Annotated in this window: 20 protein-coding genes; 11 read left to right on the top strand and 9 right to left on the bottom strand. The window is 41.6% G+C overall.

Annotated features, from left to right (window positions below; genetic code table 11):
* Nucleotides 1–31: 31 nt before the first annotated feature.
* Complete coding sequence (locus tag AC1EU0_RS04825) at nt 32–652, bottom strand: CYTH domain-containing protein (protein WP_480300808.1); 621 nt, start codon at nt 650–652, stop codon at nt 32–34.
* Between the two features lie 292 nt (nt 653–944).
* Here AC1EU0_RS04825 and AC1EU0_RS04830 point away from each other — a divergent pair, with 292 nt between their 5' ends.
* From AC1EU0_RS04830 to AC1EU0_RS04860, 7 genes are all read left to right on the top strand, one after another.
* Nucleotides 945–1,625, top strand: coding sequence for a TIGR00153 family protein (locus tag AC1EU0_RS04830; protein ID WP_480300810.1), 681 nt, complete (start codon nt 945–947; stop codon nt 1,623–1,625).
* 24 nt (nt 1,626–1,649) lie between these two features.
* Nucleotides 1,650–2,918: an inorganic phosphate transporter gene (locus AC1EU0_RS04835; RefSeq protein ID WP_480300812.1), complete on the top strand. Its 1,269-nt coding sequence runs from the start codon at nt 1,650–1,652 to the stop codon at nt 2,916–2,918.
* 114 nt (nt 2,919–3,032) lie between these two features.
* The gene (locus AC1EU0_RS04840) at nt 3,033–3,641 is read left to right on the top strand and encodes a TIGR04211 family SH3 domain-containing protein (protein WP_480300814.1); all 609 of its coding nucleotides are present in this window, start codon (nt 3,033–3,035) and stop codon (nt 3,639–3,641) included.
* 299 nt (nt 3,642–3,940) lie between these two features.
* Nucleotides 3,941–7,120 carry a bifunctional proline dehydrogenase/L-glutamate gamma-semialdehyde dehydrogenase PutA gene (gene putA / locus AC1EU0_RS04845; RefSeq protein ID WP_480300815.1) on the top strand — a complete coding sequence of 1,060 codons (3,180 nt, stop codon included), beginning with the start codon at nt 3,941–3,943 and terminating at the stop codon, nt 7,118–7,120.
* Nucleotides 7,121–7,267: 147 nt separating this feature from the next.
* Entirely contained in the window at nt 7,268–8,083 is an 816-nt protein-coding gene (locus tag AC1EU0_RS04850; RefSeq protein WP_480300816.1) for a hypothetical protein, read from the top strand.
* Nucleotides 8,084–8,186: 103 nt separating this feature from the next.
* Entirely contained in the window at nt 8,187–9,002 is an 816-nt protein-coding gene (gene tcdA, locus AC1EU0_RS04855; protein ID WP_480300817.1) for a tRNA cyclic N6-threonylcarbamoyladenosine(37) synthase TcdA, read from the top strand.
* Nucleotides 9,003–9,277: 275 nt separating this feature from the next.
* Complete coding sequence (locus AC1EU0_RS04860) at nt 9,278–9,889, top strand: superinfection exclusion B family protein (protein ID WP_480300819.1); 612 nt, start codon at nt 9,278–9,280, stop codon at nt 9,887–9,889.
* A gap of 93 nt (nt 9,890–9,982) precedes the next feature.
* On the opposite strand, the gene AC1EU0_RS04865 is transcribed toward AC1EU0_RS04860, so the two are convergent.
* The 3 genes from AC1EU0_RS04865 to fkpA all read right to left on the bottom strand — a co-directional run bounded on the left by AC1EU0_RS04865 (nt 9,983) and on the right by fkpA (nt 11,774).
* On the bottom strand, nt 9,983–10,111 hold the full coding sequence (locus AC1EU0_RS04865) for a DUF3149 domain-containing protein (protein ID WP_480300821.1): 129 nt from the start codon (nt 10,109–10,111) through the stop codon (nt 9,983–9,985).
* A gap of 131 nt (nt 10,112–10,242) precedes the next feature.
* Complete coding sequence (locus AC1EU0_RS04870) at nt 10,243–10,611, bottom strand: YacL family protein (RefSeq protein WP_480300823.1); 369 nt, start codon at nt 10,609–10,611, stop codon at nt 10,243–10,245.
* A gap of 374 nt (nt 10,612–10,985) precedes the next feature.
* Nucleotides 10,986–11,774, bottom strand: coding sequence for an FKBP-type peptidyl-prolyl cis-trans isomerase (gene fkpA / locus AC1EU0_RS04875; RefSeq protein WP_480300825.1), 789 nt, complete (start codon nt 11,772–11,774; stop codon nt 10,986–10,988).
* Between the two features lie 315 nt (nt 11,775–12,089).
* On the opposite strand from fkpA, the gene AC1EU0_RS04880 reads away from it, so the two are divergent.
* The 4 genes from AC1EU0_RS04880 (at nt 12,090) to lpoB (ending at nt 14,671) form a co-directional block, all read left to right on the top strand.
* The gene (locus AC1EU0_RS04880) at nt 12,090–12,302 is read left to right on the top strand and encodes a SlyX family protein (protein WP_480300827.1); all 213 of its coding nucleotides are present in this window, start codon (nt 12,090–12,092) and stop codon (nt 12,300–12,302) included.
* Nucleotides 12,303–12,415: 113 nt separating this feature from the next.
* The gene (locus AC1EU0_RS04885) at nt 12,416–12,640 is read left to right on the top strand and encodes a hypothetical protein (protein ID WP_480300828.1); all 225 of its coding nucleotides are present in this window, start codon (nt 12,416–12,418) and stop codon (nt 12,638–12,640) included.
* A 22-nt stretch (nt 12,641–12,662) separates the two neighbouring features.
* Nucleotides 12,663–14,033, top strand: coding sequence for a COG3014 family protein (locus tag AC1EU0_RS04890; RefSeq protein ID WP_480300830.1), 1,371 nt, complete (start codon nt 12,663–12,665; stop codon nt 14,031–14,033).
* Between the two features lie 41 nt (nt 14,034–14,074).
* Nucleotides 14,075–14,671, top strand: a complete 597-nt coding sequence (lpoB, locus tag AC1EU0_RS04895; RefSeq protein ID WP_121838148.1) for a penicillin-binding protein activator LpoB — start codon at nt 14,075–14,077, stop codon at nt 14,669–14,671.
* Nucleotides 14,672–14,723: 52 nt separating this feature from the next.
* Here lpoB and AC1EU0_RS04900 read toward each other — a convergent pair whose 3' ends face one another.
* From AC1EU0_RS04900 to msrP, 5 genes are all read right to left on the bottom strand, one after another.
* Complete coding sequence (locus AC1EU0_RS04900) at nt 14,724–15,290, bottom strand: phosphoribosyltransferase (protein WP_480300832.1); 567 nt, start codon at nt 15,288–15,290, stop codon at nt 14,724–14,726.
* Between the two features lie 191 nt (nt 15,291–15,481).
* Nucleotides 15,482–17,758 carry a DNA topoisomerase IV subunit A gene (gene parC / locus AC1EU0_RS04905; protein WP_480300834.1) on the bottom strand — a complete coding sequence of 759 codons (2,277 nt, stop codon included), beginning with the start codon at nt 17,756–17,758 and terminating at the stop codon, nt 15,482–15,484.
* The gene (locus AC1EU0_RS04910; protein WP_480300963.1) at nt 17,751–18,854 is read right to left on the bottom strand and encodes a PQQ-dependent sugar dehydrogenase; all 1,104 of its coding nucleotides are present in this window, start codon (nt 18,852–18,854) and stop codon (nt 17,751–17,753) included. The genes parC and AC1EU0_RS04910 overlap by 8 nt, the downstream gene beginning before the upstream one ends.
* Nucleotides 18,855–19,431: 577 nt before the next feature.
* Nucleotides 19,432–20,031 (bottom strand): protein-methionine-sulfoxide reductase heme-binding subunit MsrQ, encoded by a 600-nt coding sequence (gene msrQ / locus AC1EU0_RS04915; protein ID WP_480300836.1) that lies wholly within the window; start codon nt 20,029–20,031, stop codon nt 19,432–19,434.
* Nucleotides 20,031–21,065 carry a protein-methionine-sulfoxide reductase catalytic subunit MsrP gene (msrP, locus tag AC1EU0_RS04920; RefSeq protein WP_480300837.1) on the bottom strand — a complete coding sequence of 345 codons (1,035 nt, stop codon included), beginning with the start codon at nt 21,063–21,065 and terminating at the stop codon, nt 20,031–20,033. The genes msrQ and msrP overlap by 1 nt, the downstream gene beginning before the upstream one ends.
* Between the last annotated feature and the right edge of the window lie 72 nt (nt 21,066–21,137).

Genomic DNA, 21,137 nt, shown 5'->3' on the forward strand with positions numbered 1-21,137 from the left:
TTCACTGGCGTTTTTTTATCTGCATTCAAAGCTACATTTCAAGTAACCCATACCCTCGCTGCGCTTTACTGATCTCACTTTTTTCTAGTTTAAATCGATCAATCAGTGGCTGAGCAAACTTCGCTAATACACTTGTGTCCCCTGAAATCATTTCTAACTCTACTTCGCTTATCGGCAATTTACGCTTCATACCAGAAAACTCCGATACGACTTCACCATCATCAAGAACAACTTCGAATTGGCTGCCTTCCCACTCTACTTTCCAAGTACTTCGAGTAAAATGAGTGCTAAATAAGCACATTAAATCCAGCTGTATTTGTTCAACATTACAGTCCTTAGGCCATAGTGTTTTGGGAAACAGATCAAGCTTTGGAATGTTCGTTTCAATTGGGTAATTATATTCTTGGCGTACGTGTACTCCGTTGCTCACTTCTCCTGCAGTTTTGATGGTTTGCTCTTTATATGTATCAGCTTGCCTAATTCTTAGTCCCATCTTCAAATGGCTAAGTTTCAAATCTCTGTTATCAAAATAGTCATTTTTTAATGTTTCACGCTTTATAAATACCGCACACTCAGCTAACTGCATGAATTCTTTAAATTCATCATGTTTATCCTTCTCTATGGACAGCTTAAGCTCGACCTCTTTATTCATAAAAACTTCATCCAAATTTCATTAAATAGAATTGTAAGCACATTAAATAATCGCAATGTAACATTACTGTCACACAAAGTATTCACAATCGGCCACAACCTCACTTTGATGGGGTGAAAAAAATTTGAAAGCACTTATAATTTGAATCAACTGGTGGTTTTTACATCAAAACAGGTGCAAAATACGACCTAAAGATCGATTTTCATAGTGATAAGCTGTTTCAAAAAGCGGGTGCATAAGTTAACATTCGCCCGATTTTTCCATAAGGAATAACAGAAATAGGTACACGGCAATGCCAGTAAACTCTATTTTAGGCGTGTTTGCAAAATCGCCAATAAAACCATTGCAAGAACACATCGATAAAGTACATGAATGTGCTTCTATCCTTGTGCCATTTTTTGAAGCTACTGTAAAGCAAGATTGGGATGAAGCTGTAGCGCTTCGTAAAAAAATCCGTCAAGCTGAACAGGAAGCCGACATTCAGAAGAGAGATATTCGTCTTCAGCTTCCAGGTGGGCTGTTTATGCCTGTTGAGCGAACTGATCTCTTAGAGTTAGTCACTCAACAAGATAAGATAGCGAACAAAGCCAAAGACATCTCTGGTCGTGTCATTGGCCGCAATATCGTTATTCCCTCTGAATTACAAGAACTCTTCTTTGCTTACCTCACTCGCTGTTTAGATGCAGTGTACATGGCTAAGGAAGCCGTGAATGAGCTTGATGATCTTCTAGAAACCGGATTTCGTGGACGAGAACTCGATCTTGTGGAAAAAATGATCCACAAACTCGATAACATCGAAGCTGACACCGACGACATACAAATCCAAATTCGACGCCAGTTATTTGCACTGGAATCAGAATTGAATCCTGTTGACGTCATGTTTTTATATAAAATCATCGAATGGGTAGGTGATCTTGCTGACTTAGCAGAGCGCGCTGGTTCCCGTTTAGAGCTGATGTTAGCTCGCGTTTAATTCACAAATTTCAAGGTTGTAACAATGGTTGATGTATTAGTCACCAACGGTCCCTGGCTTATTGCCTTTGCGGCCGCATTTGGATTTTTAATGGCATGGGGTATTGGTGCCAACGACGTTGCTAATGCAATGGGTACCTCTGTAGGCTCTAACGCCATCACAATTAAACAAGCCATCGTCATCGCGATGATTTTCGAGTTCGCAGGCGCGTACTTGGCAGGTGGTGAAGTAACAAGCACTATTCGTAAAGGCATTATCGACAGCTCTTACTTTGTTGATGTCCCTGAACTCCTTGTTTACGGTATGATCGGCTCTCTATTAGCAGCTGGTATTTGGTTAGTAGTAGCGTCAGCTTTGGGCTGGCCTGTATCTACCACTCACTCCATCATCGGTGCCATTGTTGGTTTCGCAGCAGTAGGTGTGGGTACTGATGCTGTTGCTTGGGGCAAAGTTGCCGGTATTGTTGGCTCTTGGATTGTCACACCAGCCATTTCAGGTTTTATTGCTTACTTGCTATTCCAAAGTGTTCAAAAGTTGATTTTTGATACTGAAGACCCATTGGCTAATGCAAAACGCTTTGTGCCGTTCTATATGGCGCTGGCTGGCTTTATCATGTCGCTAGTAACCATCACTAAAGGTTTAAAGCACGTTGGTGTTAAGTTTGATACCCACGAAGCGTACATTCTATCTTTAGCGATTGCTGCTATTGTTGGCGTGATTGGTAAGCTTGTGATTGGCCGTATAAAAATGAGTGAAAGTGCTGATAAAAGTACTCACTTTGGTAATGTTGAACGCGTCTTTGCGGTACTGATGGTTGTAACAGCTTGTTGTATGGCATTTGCTCACGGTTCAAACGACGTTGCAAACGCAATTGGCCCACTAGCGGCGGTTGTATCAGTCGTACAACATGGCGGTGAAATTACTAAAAAAGCTGAGCTAGTTTGGTGGATTTTACCATTAGGTGCTGTTGGTATCGTATTGGGTCTAGCTATCTTTGGTAAGCGAGTAATGCAAACCATTGGTAAAAACATTACTCATCTTACTCCAAGCCGTGGTTTTGCAGCTGAATTGGCTGCGGCAACAACGGTTGTAATTGCATCAGGTACAGGTCTTCCTATCTCTACGACTCAAACACTGGTTGGCGCAGTTTTAGGTGTGGGTATGGCTCGTGGTATCGCTGCAATCAACTTAGGTGTAGTTCGTAATATCGTAGTATCTTGGGTGGTAACACTACCTGCTGGTGCGGCATTATCGATTATCTTCTTCTACATCATTAAAGGCATTATGAGCTAACGCTCGCTTTTACAAAAAAGTCGATTAAAAGAGGGGAGCAATTATGCTCCCCTCTTGCATTCCAGTTTATAAATTCATAGCATTAACAACATAACAACTAATAGGAAACCCCTAGTGCTACGACTATTCACTTTTGTTTTTTGTATCTTGCTTTCGGGACTGACAACGGCTCAAGAAGACACCCGTTATATCTCTGAAAACATCTACATTTATCTGCATGCAGGACCAGGATCTCAATTCAAAATTTTGGGAAGTGTTGCAGCGGGTAAAACGGTTTCGTCGTTAAACGAAACCGAAAATGGTTATGCAAAGATCATTGACGACAAAGGCCGAGAGGGCTGGGTTCAAGCCAATATGATCACTAGCAAACCCACTTTCCGTATTACTCAACCACAACTTGAACAGCAACTTGCCGAAATTAAACAAAGCTTGAGTCAAAATGGCAGTAAAGAAGCTCAATTAACCGCACAACTACAACAAGCTACAGATAAGTTATCGTTAGCTGAACAAGCAAAAAAGAAAGCGGAGCAAGAGCTTTTAAAAGTGCAAAAGCAAGCAAAAGACGAAGTGGCTCGTTTGCAAACTCAAGTTATTGAACTAAATGATGACGCTAAGTACCAGTTCTGGCGTGAAGGCGGCATGATTGCTGGTATGGGCTTATTAATTGGATTAGTACTCGCCTACTTGCCTAGGCCAAGTCGCAAGCGTAAAACTCGCTGGTAAATTATTATTTCTTCAAAGATGGCTCAGTCGCGCACAAAAGCGCGATTGGGTATTTCTCAAATTCACATTTTCTGACACCCATTAGAGTGTAAATAAACCTCTCATTTACGAACGTAAAATTTACCTAAAATTTACAATCTGAGTAAAGGAAAGAAATCTGAACAAATAAATCGTCATTTACCGCAAATTTGCTTGATCTTAACTAGTGTTCTAAATCACATTTATGGGTATAATCGCCGAAATTTCGTAATTGTATACAAAATAAAACCCCAATAATGGGTCGGAATGGAAACACGATTATGTTCAAAGCGAGTGAAGTACTGGCTGGTCGCTACGACAACGCCCCCCTACCAGAACTGTTCCAAATCATTACTAATAATTATGCAGTAGATGAAGAGCAGTACTTGTCTGAGCTAATTAAGCTTGTGCCTTCTTCGAAAGAAGAAATTCAACGCGTCACCCAGCGTGCCCATGATATGGTGAACAAAGTTCGCCAGTATGAAAAGAAAGGGTTAATGGTTGGTATTGATGCGTTCTTACAACAATACAGCCTAGAGACACAAGAAGGCATTATTTTAATGTGTCTGGCGGAAGCTCTGCTACGTATTCCTGATGCCGCTACCGCTGATGCCTTAATTGAAGATAAGTTGTCCGGCGCTAAGTGGGATAAGCACATGAGTCAAAGTGACTCTACGCTGGTCAATGCCTCAACCTGGGGATTAATGCTAACGGGAAAAATCGTTAAACTTGATCAAAACATTGATGGTAAGCCAAGCAGTTTGTTAGGCAAACTGGTAAACAAAATGGGCGAACCCGTGATCCGTCAAGCCATGCTGGCTGCCATGAAGATCATGGGTAAACAGTTTGTTTTGGGTCGCACCATTGAAGAAGGCTTAAAGAACAGTGCCGATAAGCGTAAGCTGGGTTACACCCACAGCTATGACATGCTGGGCGAAGCGGCTCTAACACAAAAAGACGCCAAGAAGTATTTCAAAGACTACGCCGATGCTATTCGTGCCTTAGGCGCTCAAAGCTATAACGAATCAGAAGCGCCACGCCCAACGGTTTCCATCAAGCTTACTGCACTGCACCCGCGTTATGAAGTAGCAAATACAGAACGCACTTTAACTGAACTTTACGATCGCGTAATTGAGCTTATTACCTTAGCTCGTAGTGTGAATGTGGGTATTTCGATTGATGCTGAAGAAGCCGACCGTCTTGAGCTTTCTTTAAAACTGTTCCAAAAGCTGTATCAATCTGAAGCCGCTCAAGGTTGGGGACTGCTTGGTATTGTAGTTCAAGCCTACTCTAAGCGAGCACTGCCAGTATTAATGTGGTTAACTCGTCTTGCTAAAGATCAAGGTGATGAAATTCCACTTCGTTTGGTCAAAGGTGCTTATTGGGACAGTGAACTCAAATGGGCACAAGAAAACGGTGAACACGGCTATCCACTGTACACACGCAAAGCTGGAACCGATGTTGCCTATCTTGCTTGTGCGCGTTACCTGTTATCCGAAGCCACCCGTGACGCGATTTACCCACAGTTTGCTACCCATAACGCCCAAACTGTTGCCAGTGTGACAGATATGGCGGGCGATCGTCAGTACGAATTCCAACGCTTACACGGCATGGGCGAAGAGCTCTACGATACGCTGTTAGCTGAAGCAGGCGTTAAAACCGTTCGCATTTATGCGCCAATTGGCGCTCACAAAGATCTGCTTCCATACCTTGTACGTCGCTTATTGGAAAATGGGGCTAACACCTCTTTCGTACATAAGTTGGTTGATCCGAAAACCCCTATCGAATCACTTGTGGTACACCCTTTAGTGACCTTGAAGAAATTTAAGACCCTAGCTAATAACAAGATTGTTCTTCCAATTGATATTTTTGGTGAAGAGCGTAAGAACTCAATGGGAGTCAATATGAATATTACCTCTGAATCTGAGCCATTTTTCAAAGCCCTAGACGAATATAAAGAAACCCAGTGGACGGCGGGTCCATTAGTCGATGGTGAAACCATTACCGATAATGGCATTGATGTACTCAGTCCATTCGATACTCGCCAAGTTGTTGGTAAAGTGTCTTTTGCGACTACACCGGTGATTGAGCAAGCACTATCTTCAGCGACGTCTGCGTTTAATGATTGGTGCCGAACGCCAGTTGAAGTACGTGCGACTGCATTGCAAAAGCTAGCGGATCTACTAGAAGAAAACCGCGAAGAGCTGATCGCTCTTTGTACACGTGAAGCGGGTAAGAGCTTACAAGATGGTATTGATGAAGTTCGTGAAGCCGTCGACTTCTGCCGTTACTACGCTGTACAGGCTAAAAAGATGATGGCTCAACCTGAGCTTATGCCTGGACCAACTGGTGAGCTTAATGAGCTATTCCTGCAAGGCCGTGGCGTATTTGTGTGTATCAGCCCATGGAACTTCCCTCTTGCGATTTTCTTAGGTCAAGTTACTGCTGCACTAGCTGCGGGTAATACCGTTATCGCCAAACCTGCTGAGCAAACCTGTATTGTCGGTTACCGCGCAGTTCAACTTGCTCATGAAGCTGGTATTCCAACGAATGTACTGCAATTCCTTCCGGGTACGGGGGCAACTGTAGGTGCCCCCTTAACCGCTGACGAGCGCATTGGTGGCGTATGCTTTACTGGCTCAACGGTAACGGCAAAACGCATCAACATGACTCTGGCTGAGCGTAACGGCGCTATCATTCCATTAATTGCTGAGACTGGCGGTCAAAATGCCATGGTTGTTGATTCAACCTCACAACCTGAGCAAGTGGTTAATGATGTTGTCGCATCGTCATTCACATCTGCTGGTCAACGTTGTTCAGCGCTACGTGTGCTTTACATTCAAGATGATATTGCCGATCGTGTACTTGATGTAATGCAAGGGGCAATGGAAGAGTTATCCATTGGTCATCCAGGTCTGGTAAAAACAGATGTTGGTCCAGTGATTGATGCAACCGCAAAAACCAACTTGAACGCGCATATTGATCACATCAAGCAAGTGGGTCGTTTGATCAAGCAAATCGATTTGCCAGAAGGTACAGAACATGGTCACTTTGTGGCGCCTACTGCAGTAGAAATTGATTCAATTAAAGTGCTAGAAAAAGAGCACTTTGGTCCAATTTTGCACGTTATCCGTTATAAGAGTACTGAACTGGATAAAGTGATTGCTGACATTAACTCAACAGGCTTTGGACTAACCCTAGGTATTCACAGCCGTAACGAAGGTCATGCCTTAGAGATTGCCAGTAAAGTTGATGTGGGTAACGTCTACATTAACCGTAACCAAATTGGTGCCGTTGTTGGTGTGCAGCCATTTGGTGGCCAAGGGTTATCTGGTACAGGCCCGAAAGCAGGTGGTCCTCACTATTTAACGCGTTTTGTAACAGAGAAAACTCGAACGAACAACATTACTGCAATTGGTGGTAATGCAACGCTACTTTCTTTAGGTGATAGCGAAGATTAAACCCTCTTAAACCTAATGGCTGAACGTTACCAAGCTGGCCTTGCGCCAGCTTTTTTATTATTGTAATTAAACATCGTTCACATTCTTTGACTCACGTTCTATCCCATCCCACACTTTAGTGACCTATAGTAATCAAACGTCTGAATTATGGCCGTTGCGAGACAATCCGAACCTACACCTATCATTGGCAGCATATACCAAGCTGCTTATAAAGCACCAGTCGAAGAAGGAGTGACAACCGAAACTTCTAGCTTTATGTTAAAAAGCGAGAATGTTGAATACGCTTTTACATACGAAGATAAAGGTAAGCTCTTCTACGTTACCAAGGTAGCTGAAGAAAACCGATATCTTTCGGCGTTTAGAACTGAAGCTTATTCGGAAGTAGAGTTAAATCGAGCGCTTTGTAATTTGCATATTCATGATATTATCAAAAAGTTCCGAGTCATGGTTTTTGATGATAATAGGCCGTCCTACAAAAACCGACTGCCAGAAATACAGCTAACTGAAGAAGCCGTTGATAATTTACTTACAGAATATGAGTTTGTAAGTATTATGCCTTCTCCAGAAAAAACAACCAGTCAACAGAAAGCACAAGAAGTAACAGAAATTCCTGTCTCCAAAGAAGTGGCCATTCAACCTGAAAAACAAGAAACATTAGAGACAACTGCAACAAAAACAGAAGATCAAGCGAAACCTTATGTGGAGCAAAATTCAGAAAAATTTATCAGTGGAAATGAAGGCACGACATTCTCCATAAAGCAACTTATAGAACGTTGGGAAAGCATATTTAATGAGAAATATCCAAGTTTAAACACACTTACAGCAGAGCAAAAGAAGCTCGCAACTACCGCTACAACACATCCAGAAAATAGAAAAATGCCTACCCCAAACAAGTCATCTGAATGCCAAGAACAGGCAACTTATTCATTAGGAAATACACCTTTTTGGCTTCCACCTCATTAAAACCGCTACTTAATTATGTCTACCAACTTCATTTTGCTCAAACAAAAGCAATAAAAACCACATTTTGTTATAATCTCTTGCCCTTTGTTTTCTATGTAACACTATGTCAGCTTCTCAAACTTCTTTTTCAGACTCTTACCTACAACGATTTTCTGGTATTGGCCGTTTGTACGGTCAACCAGCGTTAGCCAAATTTTCGCAAGCTCATGTTATGGTTATCGGTATCGGAGGTGTGGGCACTTGGGTAGCCGAATCTCTTGCTCGCTCAGGCATTGGCCAAATTTCTTTAATGGATTTAGATGATATTTGCGTTACCAACAGCAACCGCCAAACTCACGCATTAACATCAACCATAGGGCAGTCCAAAGTAGCCGTGATGGCTGAGCGGATTAAACAAATTAATCCAGAATGCCAAGTTAATGAAATTGAAGATTTCATTATGCCTGACAACCTTGCCGAGTATTTACAGGGAAGAAAGCAAGGCGGTGAGCTTGACTATGTAGTTGATTGCATTGATGCCGTAAAAGCTAAAGCCGCGGTAATTGCATGGTGTAAGCGTAATAAACTGCCGATAGTCACCGTGGGCGGTGCAGGCGGACAAATAGACCCAACTCAAGTTCAGTTGTGTGATTTGGCTAAGACACAACAAGACCCACTACTGGCAAAAGTACGTAACTTTTTACGCAGAGAATATAATTTCTCTAAAAACTTATCTCGTCGCTTCGGTGTTGATGCCGTGTATTCTACAGAGCAACTGGTATATCCAAAGTCTGATGGTACCGTTTGCCAAACCAAATCTGAAACCGATGGCAATATGAGAATGGATTGCGCTTCGGGCTTCGGTTCAGCAACAAGTGTAACGGGCACTTTTGGATTTGTTGCCGCCAGCCGAGTATTAAAAAAATTGGCTACAAAATAGTTAACCTCAGCTCTGCATAAGCCAACCTCTACAGCACAGCTACTTATGCGTATTTCTGTGTTAGAACATCCCATAATAGGCCGGCTATTATGAACTGTTCTGCCTTGAACTACACAAAATTAGCAGCACTGTAGATAAAAATTTAAGGATTGTACTGTAAATCATAATGTTATTGATTTAGTTATACAGAGCTGAGGTTAGTAAAAAATAAGGTTTAACTGGCATAGAACCTGCTATTCAAGTAAGCGGGTTCAAATTTATGACGGTAAAATCTCATGGCCAAATTTTCTCACTACATTAAGAAATACCTCACTCAAACAAGGTGGCTATATACGCTTATGCTCTGGACACTGCTCCTAAGCAGCAGCTTGTTGTTCCTACCAACTTCTATCATTAACCAATTAGGCTTATCGGGACTACAACAAAGCCAGCAACACTTCTTCGGATTGAGCATATTAATTTCAGCGGCGTACTTCTTAGCCAAACTGTGTGATCATCTGCTCGATGCAGGTATTGAGCATTACAGTGAAAAACGTATCAATGCCGTTATTAATGAAAAGATCAATTTTTTTGACGCTTATGAGCGCGCCCTGCTTCGGGAATTCTTTTTACAGAGCAGTCCAATACTCTCACTTCCTATGGATAATTTGGCCGTTCAAAGCTTAACAAAAGCGCATATTATCGAATGCATCGGTAATGAGCAGCATTTTGCGATCCAATCCGCAACGGCAGACTATAAAATCACCTTGCAAGCACGCCGTAAACTGAATCGAAAAATACTAAGGTTACCTGAAGGCACACCAAATGAGTTGGAACTGCAGCGACTCATTAAGTCACGCCCAGCTTTTATCAGCGGTCTGAGTTCAACGAGAAAGCAAGTGGCGTAGACACAAATAAAAATCCGATATTACAGCCGGAGAGGGGGGGAAGCTGTAATATCGGTGTCTACAACAAGAACAAGGCAAGTTTGTATGAAAGAGTTATTCTACGCGTGACTTAACTACAAACATCCACAATATGTAAGAAACAATACCTAGAGTTGAAAAAATCACAATCATGGATAATAAACCAATCCAATTGCCAAACATCAAATCTAACCAGAATGCCATTGTAGAAATCCTCTTTCATTTAAATACAGCTACAGGTTAGTACAGTTATTCGATGTAATTAATGATCAGGATCAAACAAATTTTGTGAACAATTTATCTTCGGTTGAAACCGAACATCAACTTGATCCACATCAATTTTTTACAAAGGATTTAAAGCTCATTAACGCTTGTTCAAAATCTTCCAATCCACAAGTGGCCGTTAATTCTGAGTCATACAAATTCAGGTCTTCTTGCAAATCTTCCTCACAGTCAATTCCCAAACTATTATCAACAATTAGTGCTTGATCTCTATGAAGCTCGAGTGAAAGTGTACGCCCAATCAACTTCCACTCATGGCGTTTTCCTGACTGTAACTCTTCGATTATTAGCTCTATTTTTGAAATGGTATTGAGTTGTTGTGAAAGTTCTTCGGTGAACCAACGCCCGAGAGCATGATGCTCCATTGAAAAAAAAGCGTGGATACTGTCATCAAAAGTGCTGTGACGGAATTCGAAATCCATGGATACGGCCTATATACTCGTGATACTTGAAGTTGCAGGGTTTCAGCGAGAATTAATTGCCATTTAGGCAAGGCGCTTATCCGTAGGAATAGCATTCTATTTCAAGGGTAAGTAACGCAGTATAAATGGCAATTAAACTCGCACGGCGTGGGCTTTTCAGCGATGATTCTTCTTTGTTGTGAAAGCTTAAATTAGCCCGCTAGTTCTGCACTTTCACGCCTCGAATAATGCAACGCTGAATAAGCCCTGAAAGCTGCATCTTCAAGTATCACGAGTATAAACAACTTCTCGTTTTGGCAGTTATACCATGAGTTATATAACGACTGACACAAAAAAGGCGCCATCGGCGCCTTTTCAGTTAAGAGATAGCCAAATTAGTGGCTGTGACCTGCGTGAGAGTCAGCTTTTTTTTCTGCTTTTGCTGCATCTTCTTTAACGATAGACTTTAGCACAACCTCAAAAATTAACGTTGAGTTTGCAGGGATTGTTCCCATGTCACGATCGCCATATGCCAAGTTTGAAGGAATAACGAAACGGAACTTAGAACCAACAGGCATTAATTGAACACCTTCAGTCCAACCAGGAATAACGCGATTCAGTTGGAATTTAACCGTCTGATTACGCTTGTAAGAACTGTCGAACTCAGTTCCATCAATCAAAGTACCTTTGTAGTGAACTTCAACGGTGTCAGTCGCCTTTGGCTTTGGACCTTTGCCTTCTTCTAATACTTGATATTCAAGACCCGATTTTGTGGTTACCACACCCGGTTTTTTCGCAAAATCTTCTAGGTATTTTTTACCTGATTCAAGGTTCTTTTTCGCCATTTCATCAGCATGAGATTTACGTTTTTCAGCTAAACGCTTATCCAGACCTTGCAACAGAGTTTGCATTTCTTCTTCCGTCAATTTTGACTTATCGTTAAGGCCATTAGCAAAACCCTCAACAATCAAAGCGCGATCAACTGGTAGACCAAGCTCTTCTTGCTCTTTGATGTGATTTGCCATGTACTTACCGATAGAAGCGCCCACACTGTACGATTCTTTTTGTGCTTGTGTTGTCAGTTCAGTACCCGCAGTGTCTTTGGTGGTTTTTTGCTCTTGGTTACAAGCTGACAGACCTAATACGGCCAATGCCACTAAAGAAATTTTATATACAGACTTCATTTAAACGCTTCCTCAGCATAAAAATCGTTTCAGCTAACTCTATGAATTACTTTATAAAGTTAATTCAACTTCATAAAGTAATTCATAAACTCACACCAAAAAACGAAATATAATTAATGGTTGTAGAATACACTAAGTCACTGTTTTAACGGCACTAGCCATCAGTGTCAACCCTTTAGAGATAATCCACAAGAATAAGTTCAGCCACAATTCAGGGCAATATAAGCCGACTTTCATCTCAAGCCGGCCTTTAAACCTCTAGGAACAATCATAACGAGTAGGTACAATAGCTTATTTACTCATTCTGATTTTTTTATGCAAACTCTCCAACAGCAAGTCGATGATCTTGAAGCCAAGCTTAGTTTTCAAGAACTGACCATTGAAGAATTAAACCAAGAAGTTATAAAGCTCAACGACATTATTGCCCAGCAGCAACATCAGTTAGAGCTGGTAGTACAAAAATTACTGTCGATGGAACCTAGCAATATTGCAAGTCAGTCGGAAGAAACACCTCCACCTCATTATTAGGGTGTGCTTATCTTTCAGGTTTAGATTTTGTGCTATTTGAGCGCTTTGCTGTTCAAGGCGTGAGCAGAGAAGCTTAGTCATCTAAGTGAGCTGATCACAACACAGAACAGGAAGTGCTCAAAAGCATCGAAGACAGTGTAAATTGGCCATCTCTGCTGCGTTATCGTTTGTTTATGTGGCTCACCACACAGCACAAACTCCACCTTGCAAAAGATAACCAATTTATCGCTGCAAAAATAAACTCGAAAGATAAACACACCCTAGGGTTGCAAGCCGCTGGAATTAATTACTATGCTAACAGTCTATTAAGAATAAAATATGAACCAATAGCGATGTAATCAGCACTTTTTAGGATAAGGCATGAAACGAGTTTTAGTCTGCTTAGCATTATGTTTTTCAATTTCAGGTTGTGCGACCAGCAGTCTATTCGTTAGCTATCCATCACAGATCCAAACTCAAAAGCAGGCTTTAAATTCGTCACAACCCGAATCACAACTACCACAACTAACCCGTAATATTTCCAGCAGCGACGGGCTTCTTTACGCTCAAGAGGCGGGGCGAGTTGCTCAAATATCAGGTAACTTTGCCGAAAGTAAAAAATACTACCAGCAGGCCATTGAGAAATATCTTGCTTTCGATAATAAAGCAGTAGTCAGCGCCAGTGATATTGGTGCCAATGCCAGCAGTTTACTTCTCAACGACAACGCGATCCCTTACGAAGGCCCTGGATTTGAGCGTATCATGCTGCATCAATATCAAGCCTTTAACTATCTGTTTGAACATGACTTTGAAGGTGCGTTAGTGGAAGTTCGTCGCGCTAATGAACTTCAACAGATCCAGCAAGATAAGTATGAATCGTCCAAAAAATCGGTACAACGTATCGCCAACGGTGTGGTTTCCGATCAAGAAGAAAAGTTGAGGCAAGGCACGGGATCCGTTACTAGCTCTTTTCTCAATGCCTACAGTTATTATGTCACAGGGTTATTACATGAAATATTAGGCAAAGCTAATGACGCCTTTATTGATTACCGCAAGGCCGCGGCCATTTGGCCACACAACCCATTTGTCGAGCAAAGTCTTGTACGTTTAGCAAAACAGTTGTCGATGCCACAATATAACGAATTTAAGCGAAAATTTGGTGAGCCTAAACTACCTAAAAGCAATCAAGGTGAGTTGATTGTTATTTATGAAAAAGGTTTCGTGCAACCTAAAGGTCACTTTAGTGTGCCGTTTACCGTTAATAGCAACTGGCAAACTATTGATCTACCTACCTATTATCAAGCTGCGTCGTATCCAGGTTCAGCAAATATCACAGGTCTTCCGACAGCACCTTTGCGCGCAGCTTCAATTACCAGCATTGATGCATTGGCAATGAACGCTCTTAGAGAAGACCTACCATTTATCTTAGCCAGACAAGCTGCTCGTGTGTATGCAAAAGCTGAATTAGCTAGACATATCACTGGCAAGCATCAACAAGATAAGGATGTATTTGATCTGGGCTCTCTTGCCGTTCAGATATTTAATGTAGTGACAGAGCAAGCCGATAGACGAAGCTGGCTCACTTTGCCTAATCAAGCTCAATTAGCTCGAAAATATGTACAAGCAGGCACTTACCCGATCCGTGTCGAACAAAGCCAGACACAAAATATTACTATTGAAGCGGGCAGAAAAACCCTTGTATGGGTGGTAAAAACTGGAAATTACGTTCGTTTTTATTCAATATTGATTTAATAGAATTACAATGACTTTAACTACTACTTACGGAACTGACCATGAAACAATTTAAATCTGTGCTCATCTTAGCTGGAGTGCTGGCACTCACAGCCTGTCAATCCAAAGTCGAATATGGCGATGCGAAAGAAGTTGAAACCGTAAACGCTAACTTTGGTTCAACTGACTTACAAGCTATCACCGATAAAATGGTGGATAGCATGCTCACTTTCCCACCTGTATTAATGTTAACAGCAAATAATCAGCGCCCGATTATTTTTGTAGATAGCATAAAAAATAAAACCTCTGAGCATATCGATACCGAATCCGTTACAGACTCCATCAGTAATCGCCTACTACGTTCAGGCAAGTTCCGTTTTATTGATATGACAAAAGTCGATGCTGTTCGTAAACAGTTAGATTACCAAAACAACTCAGGTATGGTCGACCCGTCAACCGCCATCAAGTTTGGCCGTCAAATTGGTGCTCAATACATGCTGTACGGCAACCTTTCAAGCATCGTAAAACAAGCTGGAAGTACCAAAGACGTTTACTACAAAATGACCATGCGCTTAATGGATCTGGAAACCGGTTTAATAGAATGGTCTGACGAAAAAGAAATTCGTAAAACTAAAACTAAGTCTCTATTTGGTCTATAAGATAGTTTGATGATAGTAAAAAGCCGATGCTAAGCATCGGCTTTTTTTGAGCCTAAACAAAAAGATGACGAATCTTCGCTAAATCCCCTTTCCCTTCAGCGATTTCTTCTGGTGTTAACCCAGAAACTTCATGTGGGAACACTAACCATTCATCTGATTCATGAATAAAATAATCAGGTTTCAAAGGTACAGCAGTATTAGCGGGTTTGTAATATGGACAGGCAATACGAATATCTTTTGGCAAATTAAGACGCATTTGCTCTTTTAGCTTTTCAATCAAAGCATGCACAGAACGCCCTGAATCAAACACATCATCAACGATCAGCAAGCCTTCATCAGCATTGGCATTTTCAATAATGTAATGCAAACCGTGAACACGGATCTCTTTGCTTTGCTTATCAGTACCAATACCATAGTAAGAAGAAGTACGAACCGCAATATGGTCGGTATCGACTTTTTTATAATCAAAGTATTCCTGAACAGCGATACCAATAGGTGCGCCACCACGCCAGATCCCGACAATGTATTGTGGACGGAAGCCATCCTCATAAACTTTTGCTGCTAAGCGAAATGAGTCTTCCAATAATTGTTGTGCGCTTATGTAGTGTTTTTCTGACATGACCAAGCCTATATTGTTGTTGTGACAATCTAAGGGGTTAAAGAAATAGAGCCCTTACACTTGGCAGGGAATTGTACCTGAAGTTTGAATATTTAGCTTTGATTTATTGAATATTATTAAATATGGAATAAGTCCAGAATGAACATTAATGAACAGCAAGAAAAAAGGCTGCCTAGTCGCAGCCTAATTATCTAAACTACATCAGAAATACTCACTTCGCCCCCAACTTCAACCTTATCAACACGTTGAAGTCCTCTTGGCAATTTTGCACCACGGCGGCCGCGTTCACCACGGTAGTGTTCCAAATCAGAGGCTTTTAACGTCAGTTTGCGTTTACCTGCCCATAGAGTAACAGCAGATTCAGCAGGGATAACTTCAAGGTGAGTCAGGAGCTCTTCTCTGTCTTTAGCACGTTGTGACGGAATACCAATGATCTTATTGCCCTTACCTTTGCTTAATTGAGGTAATGCATCAAGGCTAAACATTAACATCCGACCTTCATTGGTAATGGCAAGTAATGAAGCCCCGTCATTGTTGTCAATTGTACGTGGTGGCAAGGCTTGAGCATTAGCAGGTAAGCTTAATAACGCTTTACCTGATTTATTGCGTGACACCATGTCTTTGAACTGACAGATGAAACCATATCCTGCATCACTTGCCATCAAGTAGCATTGGCTATCGTCCCCCATAACTACATGCTGCACTAATTCGCCTTGGGCAACATTAAAACGCGTAGTGATAGGCTCACCTTGGCTTCTTGCAGATGGTATGGTGTGAGTGTCTGTGGCAAAAGCTCGACCTGAAGAGTCAATAAACACACTCTGCTGATTACTGCGGCCAGTGGCACTGCTTAAATACTTATCACCAGCCTTGTAATTTAAGGCAGTTGGATCAATATCATGCCCTTTAGCACAGCGTATCCAGCCTTTGTCAGACATAACTACGGTTACAGCTTCACTTGGTACCAAATCTTGCTCAGATAGTGCTTTCGACTCTTGTCGTTCAATGATTGGAGTACGTCGCTCATCACCATAAGTTTCGCCATCTTTGATAAGCTCTTTTTTCACCAAGGTTTTCATGCGGCGTTCTGAGCTTAATGTCAGTTGCAAGCTATCACGCTCTGCGGCTAATTCTTCTTGCTCAGTCTTGATTTTCATTTCTTCAAGCTTGGCAAGATGGCGTAGTTTAAGGTCTAAAATCGCTTCCGCTTGTTTATCACTTAAATTGAAACGCGACATCAATTCGGCTTTTGGCTCGTCATGGAAACGAATGATTTCAATCACTTCATCAATGTTGAGGAAGGCAATCATTAACGCATCTAACACGTGCAAGCGAGCTAATACTTTGTCTAAACGGAACTGCAATCGACGACGTACTGTTTCGATTCTGAACGTCAACCATTCTGTTAGGATCTTCTTTAACCCTTTAACCTGTGGGCGACCATCTAATCCTAAGATATTAAGGTTAATGCGGTAGTTCTTTTCTAAATCCGTTGTAGCAAATAGGTGCGCCATTAACTGTTCGCAATCAACACGGTTAGAACGTGGCACTATCACCATACGAACTGGGTTTTCGTGATCTGACTCATCACGAATATCCGATACCATCGGCAGCTTTTTCGCCTGCATTTGGGCGGCGATTTGTTCTAATACTTTTGCGCAGCCTACTTGGTGCGGCAGCGCAGTAATGACGATTTCACCTTGCTCAACACTATAAACCGCTCGCATTTTTACCGAGCCGCGGCCAGTCTCATAGATCTTATGAATATCGGCTTTTGGCGTGATGATTTCGGCTTCGGTTGGGTAGTCAGGACCTGGCACAAATTCCAATAGTCGTGAAAGCTCAGTTTTTGGATTCTCAAGCAATTCAACACTAGCCGCGACAATTTCACGGACATTATGCGGTGGAATATCGGTAGCCATACCTACAGCAATACCGGTAATACCATTTAAAAGAATATGAGGCAGACGCGAAGGCAGAACCAGCGGCTCTTTCATCGTACCGTCAAAGTTCACGCCCCAGTCGACCGTACCTTGCCCTAATTCATTTAACAGGACTTCTGAAAATTTAGATAGCTTGGCTTCGGTATAACGCATAGCCGCGAAAGATTTAGGATCATCTGGGGCACCCCAGTTTCCTTGACCGTCCACCAGCGGATAGCGATACGAAAATGGCTGCGCCATCAAAACCATAGCTTCGTAACAGGCGCTATCACCATGAGGATGATATTTACCTAATACATCACCGACAGTACGGGCTGATTTCTTATATTTAGCCGCAGCTGATAACCCTAACTCACTCATGGCGTATACAATACGTCGCTGTACTGGTTTTAAACCATCGCCAATATGAGGTAATGCACGATCCATGATCACGTACATGGAATAATTAAGATAAGCCTCTTCAGTAAAGCGTCGAAGTGGCATTTGCTCTACGCCATCTAAGCTCAGTTCTACAGCATCAGTCATGTTTCACTTCCTGTTGTTGTGCAGGCATTGGATCCTTATAAAACAGGCGATAGATGTTGCCTTTCAGATCGTCAGAAATATACATTGCGCCATCTTTACCAATGGCAAGAGAATAAGGTCTTGCGACAGGAAACCCGCCATCAAGAAAACTCATGAGTGTATTACGGCTCACGACTTTATTATTTTCAATGTTGAGCCATACCACTTGGTAACCCACTTTACTTGAACGATGGCGGGAGCCATTTTCAGCAATAAACAGTTGATTATGATATTTTTTTGGCAATTGCTTTGCACGGTAAAATAGCATTCCCACAGGTTCAACGTGAGCTGGAAGTTCGTATTCCGGTGCTTTTACCGATAAATTAACTGGCTGCTTATAGGCAGGCTCTTTCACATTTTTCCCATGAACATACGGAAAACCAAAGTGCTGCCCTTTGTGGTCAAGACGATTGATTTCGTCGGCTGGAAGATTATCTCCCATCCAATTTCGACCACTGTCTACAAACCACAAATGTTCGTCATCCGGTGACCAATCGAATCCTTTTGCGCTGCGAATACCGCTTGCAATTTGCTCGGTATTACCTGTTCTGAGATCAATCGCAATGATACTGCCAAAAGGTGCATCACTATCACAAACATTACATGGAGAACCTAAGGATACATACAAGCGTCCATCTGGACCAAAGTGCATCACGCGTGTATAACGCTTATCCATTTCGGGTAAATTATCGTAAACCACTTTTGGACGAAGTGGACGACGCAAGCGTCTTTCTATATCACGATATTGTAAAATTCGATTATCTGAAATCACATATAGACTGCCCTGATGATAGGCAATCGCTTCTGGGTACTTTAAATTTTTAGCAATGGTATAGCGTCGCTCTACACGACCATCTTGATTGGCTTTAACTAACGCCGTGACTTTACCGGATTTGCCTGAACCTACAAAAATGGTTCCTTGATCGCCCACGGCAATCTGCTTGGCATCACCGAGATCCGAGGCGTATATCGAAACACCAAACCCTTTAGTAACGGTAATGTGCATTGAATTCGACGCTTGCACTAAGCCTATACAGCCCGTTAGTAACGAGAACATGACTCCAAGTCTGATCAAAATCTTTTGCTTACTACTCAATTTTGTTACGTCCTTTCAACCATAAGATGCCATTTATAGGCTGTTTATCGTTCTTATTTTATTTTTTTACCATCTTACCAGACAACATCAACGACATGAAAATCTAATGTTAAACAAGGCTGCAATTGGTAAATTTTATCAGTATAACTTCTTAAAATTTCGTCACAATGAAATCCCATAAAAAATGAGCGGATACCTGAAGTTTCCGCTCATTACTTTCTAATTTTTTTATGAAAAAGACTTTAGGGCGTGTTGATCTTTCGTGTTTATTTTTGCAGCGATAAATTGGTTATCTTATGCAAGGCAGAGTTTGTGCTGTGTGGTCATTACCGACATACAAAACTGTCGTTACTTCGTTTCCACATAAACAAACGATAACGCAGCAGAAGTGACCAATTTACGCTGTCTTCGATGCTTTTGAGCACTTCCTTTTCTGCGTTGTGACCAATTTACTTAGATGACTAAGCTTCACTGCTCACGCCTTGAACAGAAAAGTGCTCAAATAGCACAAAATTTAATCCTGAAAGATCAACACGCTCTAACCTTTGAAGAATCCGATAAGTTTTCGCCAACGGAATGAAAGCAACACTAAGACTAAGACTATATATATACTAGGTTGAATAATTTCTGACTTTACCGACCAGAAGAAGTGAATTGCCACTAAGATAACAACTAAGTAAATAAGGTTATGTAATGTCTGCCATTTACGTCCCATCTTAGACATCAACTTTTTCAATGAAGTCACCGTTAATGCGACTAAAATCAAGTAGGCAACGGCACCAACTAAAATATACGGACGTTTAACGATTTCTTCGCCCAATAATCGCCATTCAAATAACAGATCCAAACTAAAATAAGCCGCAATATGTAAGGTGGCGTAGGCAAAAACATATAATCCCACCAAACGGCGAGTTCTCATCAACCACGGCCATTTCATTTTTTTAGCGATAGGACTGATTAATAGCGTTATTAAAAGCGTATTTAAAGCACCAATGCCTGTGTAATGAATGATGTATTGAACCGGATCTCCTCCTGCGCCCCCACTAAACACATTAAGCACCAAAAAAGCAATTGGTGCTAACGCCACAAGATGAAACAGCCCTTTGATCCAAAAAAGCTGTTTAGGGGTCACTCTCATTAAAAGTTTTTCCTTAAATCTAAGTCTTTATACAAGCTGGCAACTTGATCACCATAGCCATTAAACATTTGAGTTGGGATCCGTTTTGCTGAAAATAAACCACCAGCACCAATTCTTCGTTCAGAAGCTTGAGACCATCTTGGGTGATCCACTTGAGGGTTCACATTGGCATAAAACCCATATTCATGCGGAGCAAGAATATTCCAGCTGGTTGGTGGCATTTTCTCAACTAAACGAATTTTTACAATCGATTTGATGCTCTTAAAACCGTATTTCCATGGTACAACTAAACGAATAGGCGCACCATTTTGTGGTGGTAATGTTTTACCATATAAACCCACCGCTAAAAAGCTAAGCTCATTCATTGCTTCGGGCAAAGTAAGACCTTCTACATAGGGATAACTTACCCCCCCACCAACGTAGCGATTTCTCTGCCCCGGCATTTGCTCTGGATCATATAACGTTTCAAACGCCACATATTTCGCTTTACTGGTTGGATTGGCTTTCTTAATCAGTTCAGCCAAAGAAAAACCTACCCACGGGATAACCATCGACCATGCTTCTACGCATCGTAAACGGTAAGTTCTTTCCTCTAAAGCAATCAACTTATATAGATCGTCGTAATCCAGTTTGAGCGGCTTTTCGACTTCACCTTCTATCTTTAACTGCCATGGATTAACTTTAAATCCTTGAGCATTGTCTTTAGGATCTGTTTTTCGAGTACCAAATTCATAAAAATTGTTGTGAGAAATCACTTTGTTTTCTGGCGTTAGAATTTCTGACGTTTGATAACTTTGATTTTTGGTAAATATTAGTGGAGATACTTCAAACGCCTTTTTGGGCTTATCGTTACCAAACACATCAAACAGCCCTGCTTGCACATTGGTGGATAAACTTGCCGATGCCGCCCCTAAACCTAAGGCTTTAATAATATTTCGGCGTTGCTTGAATATTGATTCAGGCGTTACCTCTGACTCCGGTAAATCCCAAGCCGCTTTTTGTGCGATCCCTTTAGTAAAACCTTTAGCTTTCATCTCATCATACCTTCTAAAGTTCGATATATATTAGACACTGCTAGCCACATTAATCTTTCTAAAAAGTAGCAC

The sequence above is a fragment of the Parashewanella sp. 2210YD4-3 genome (assembly GCF_056591735.1).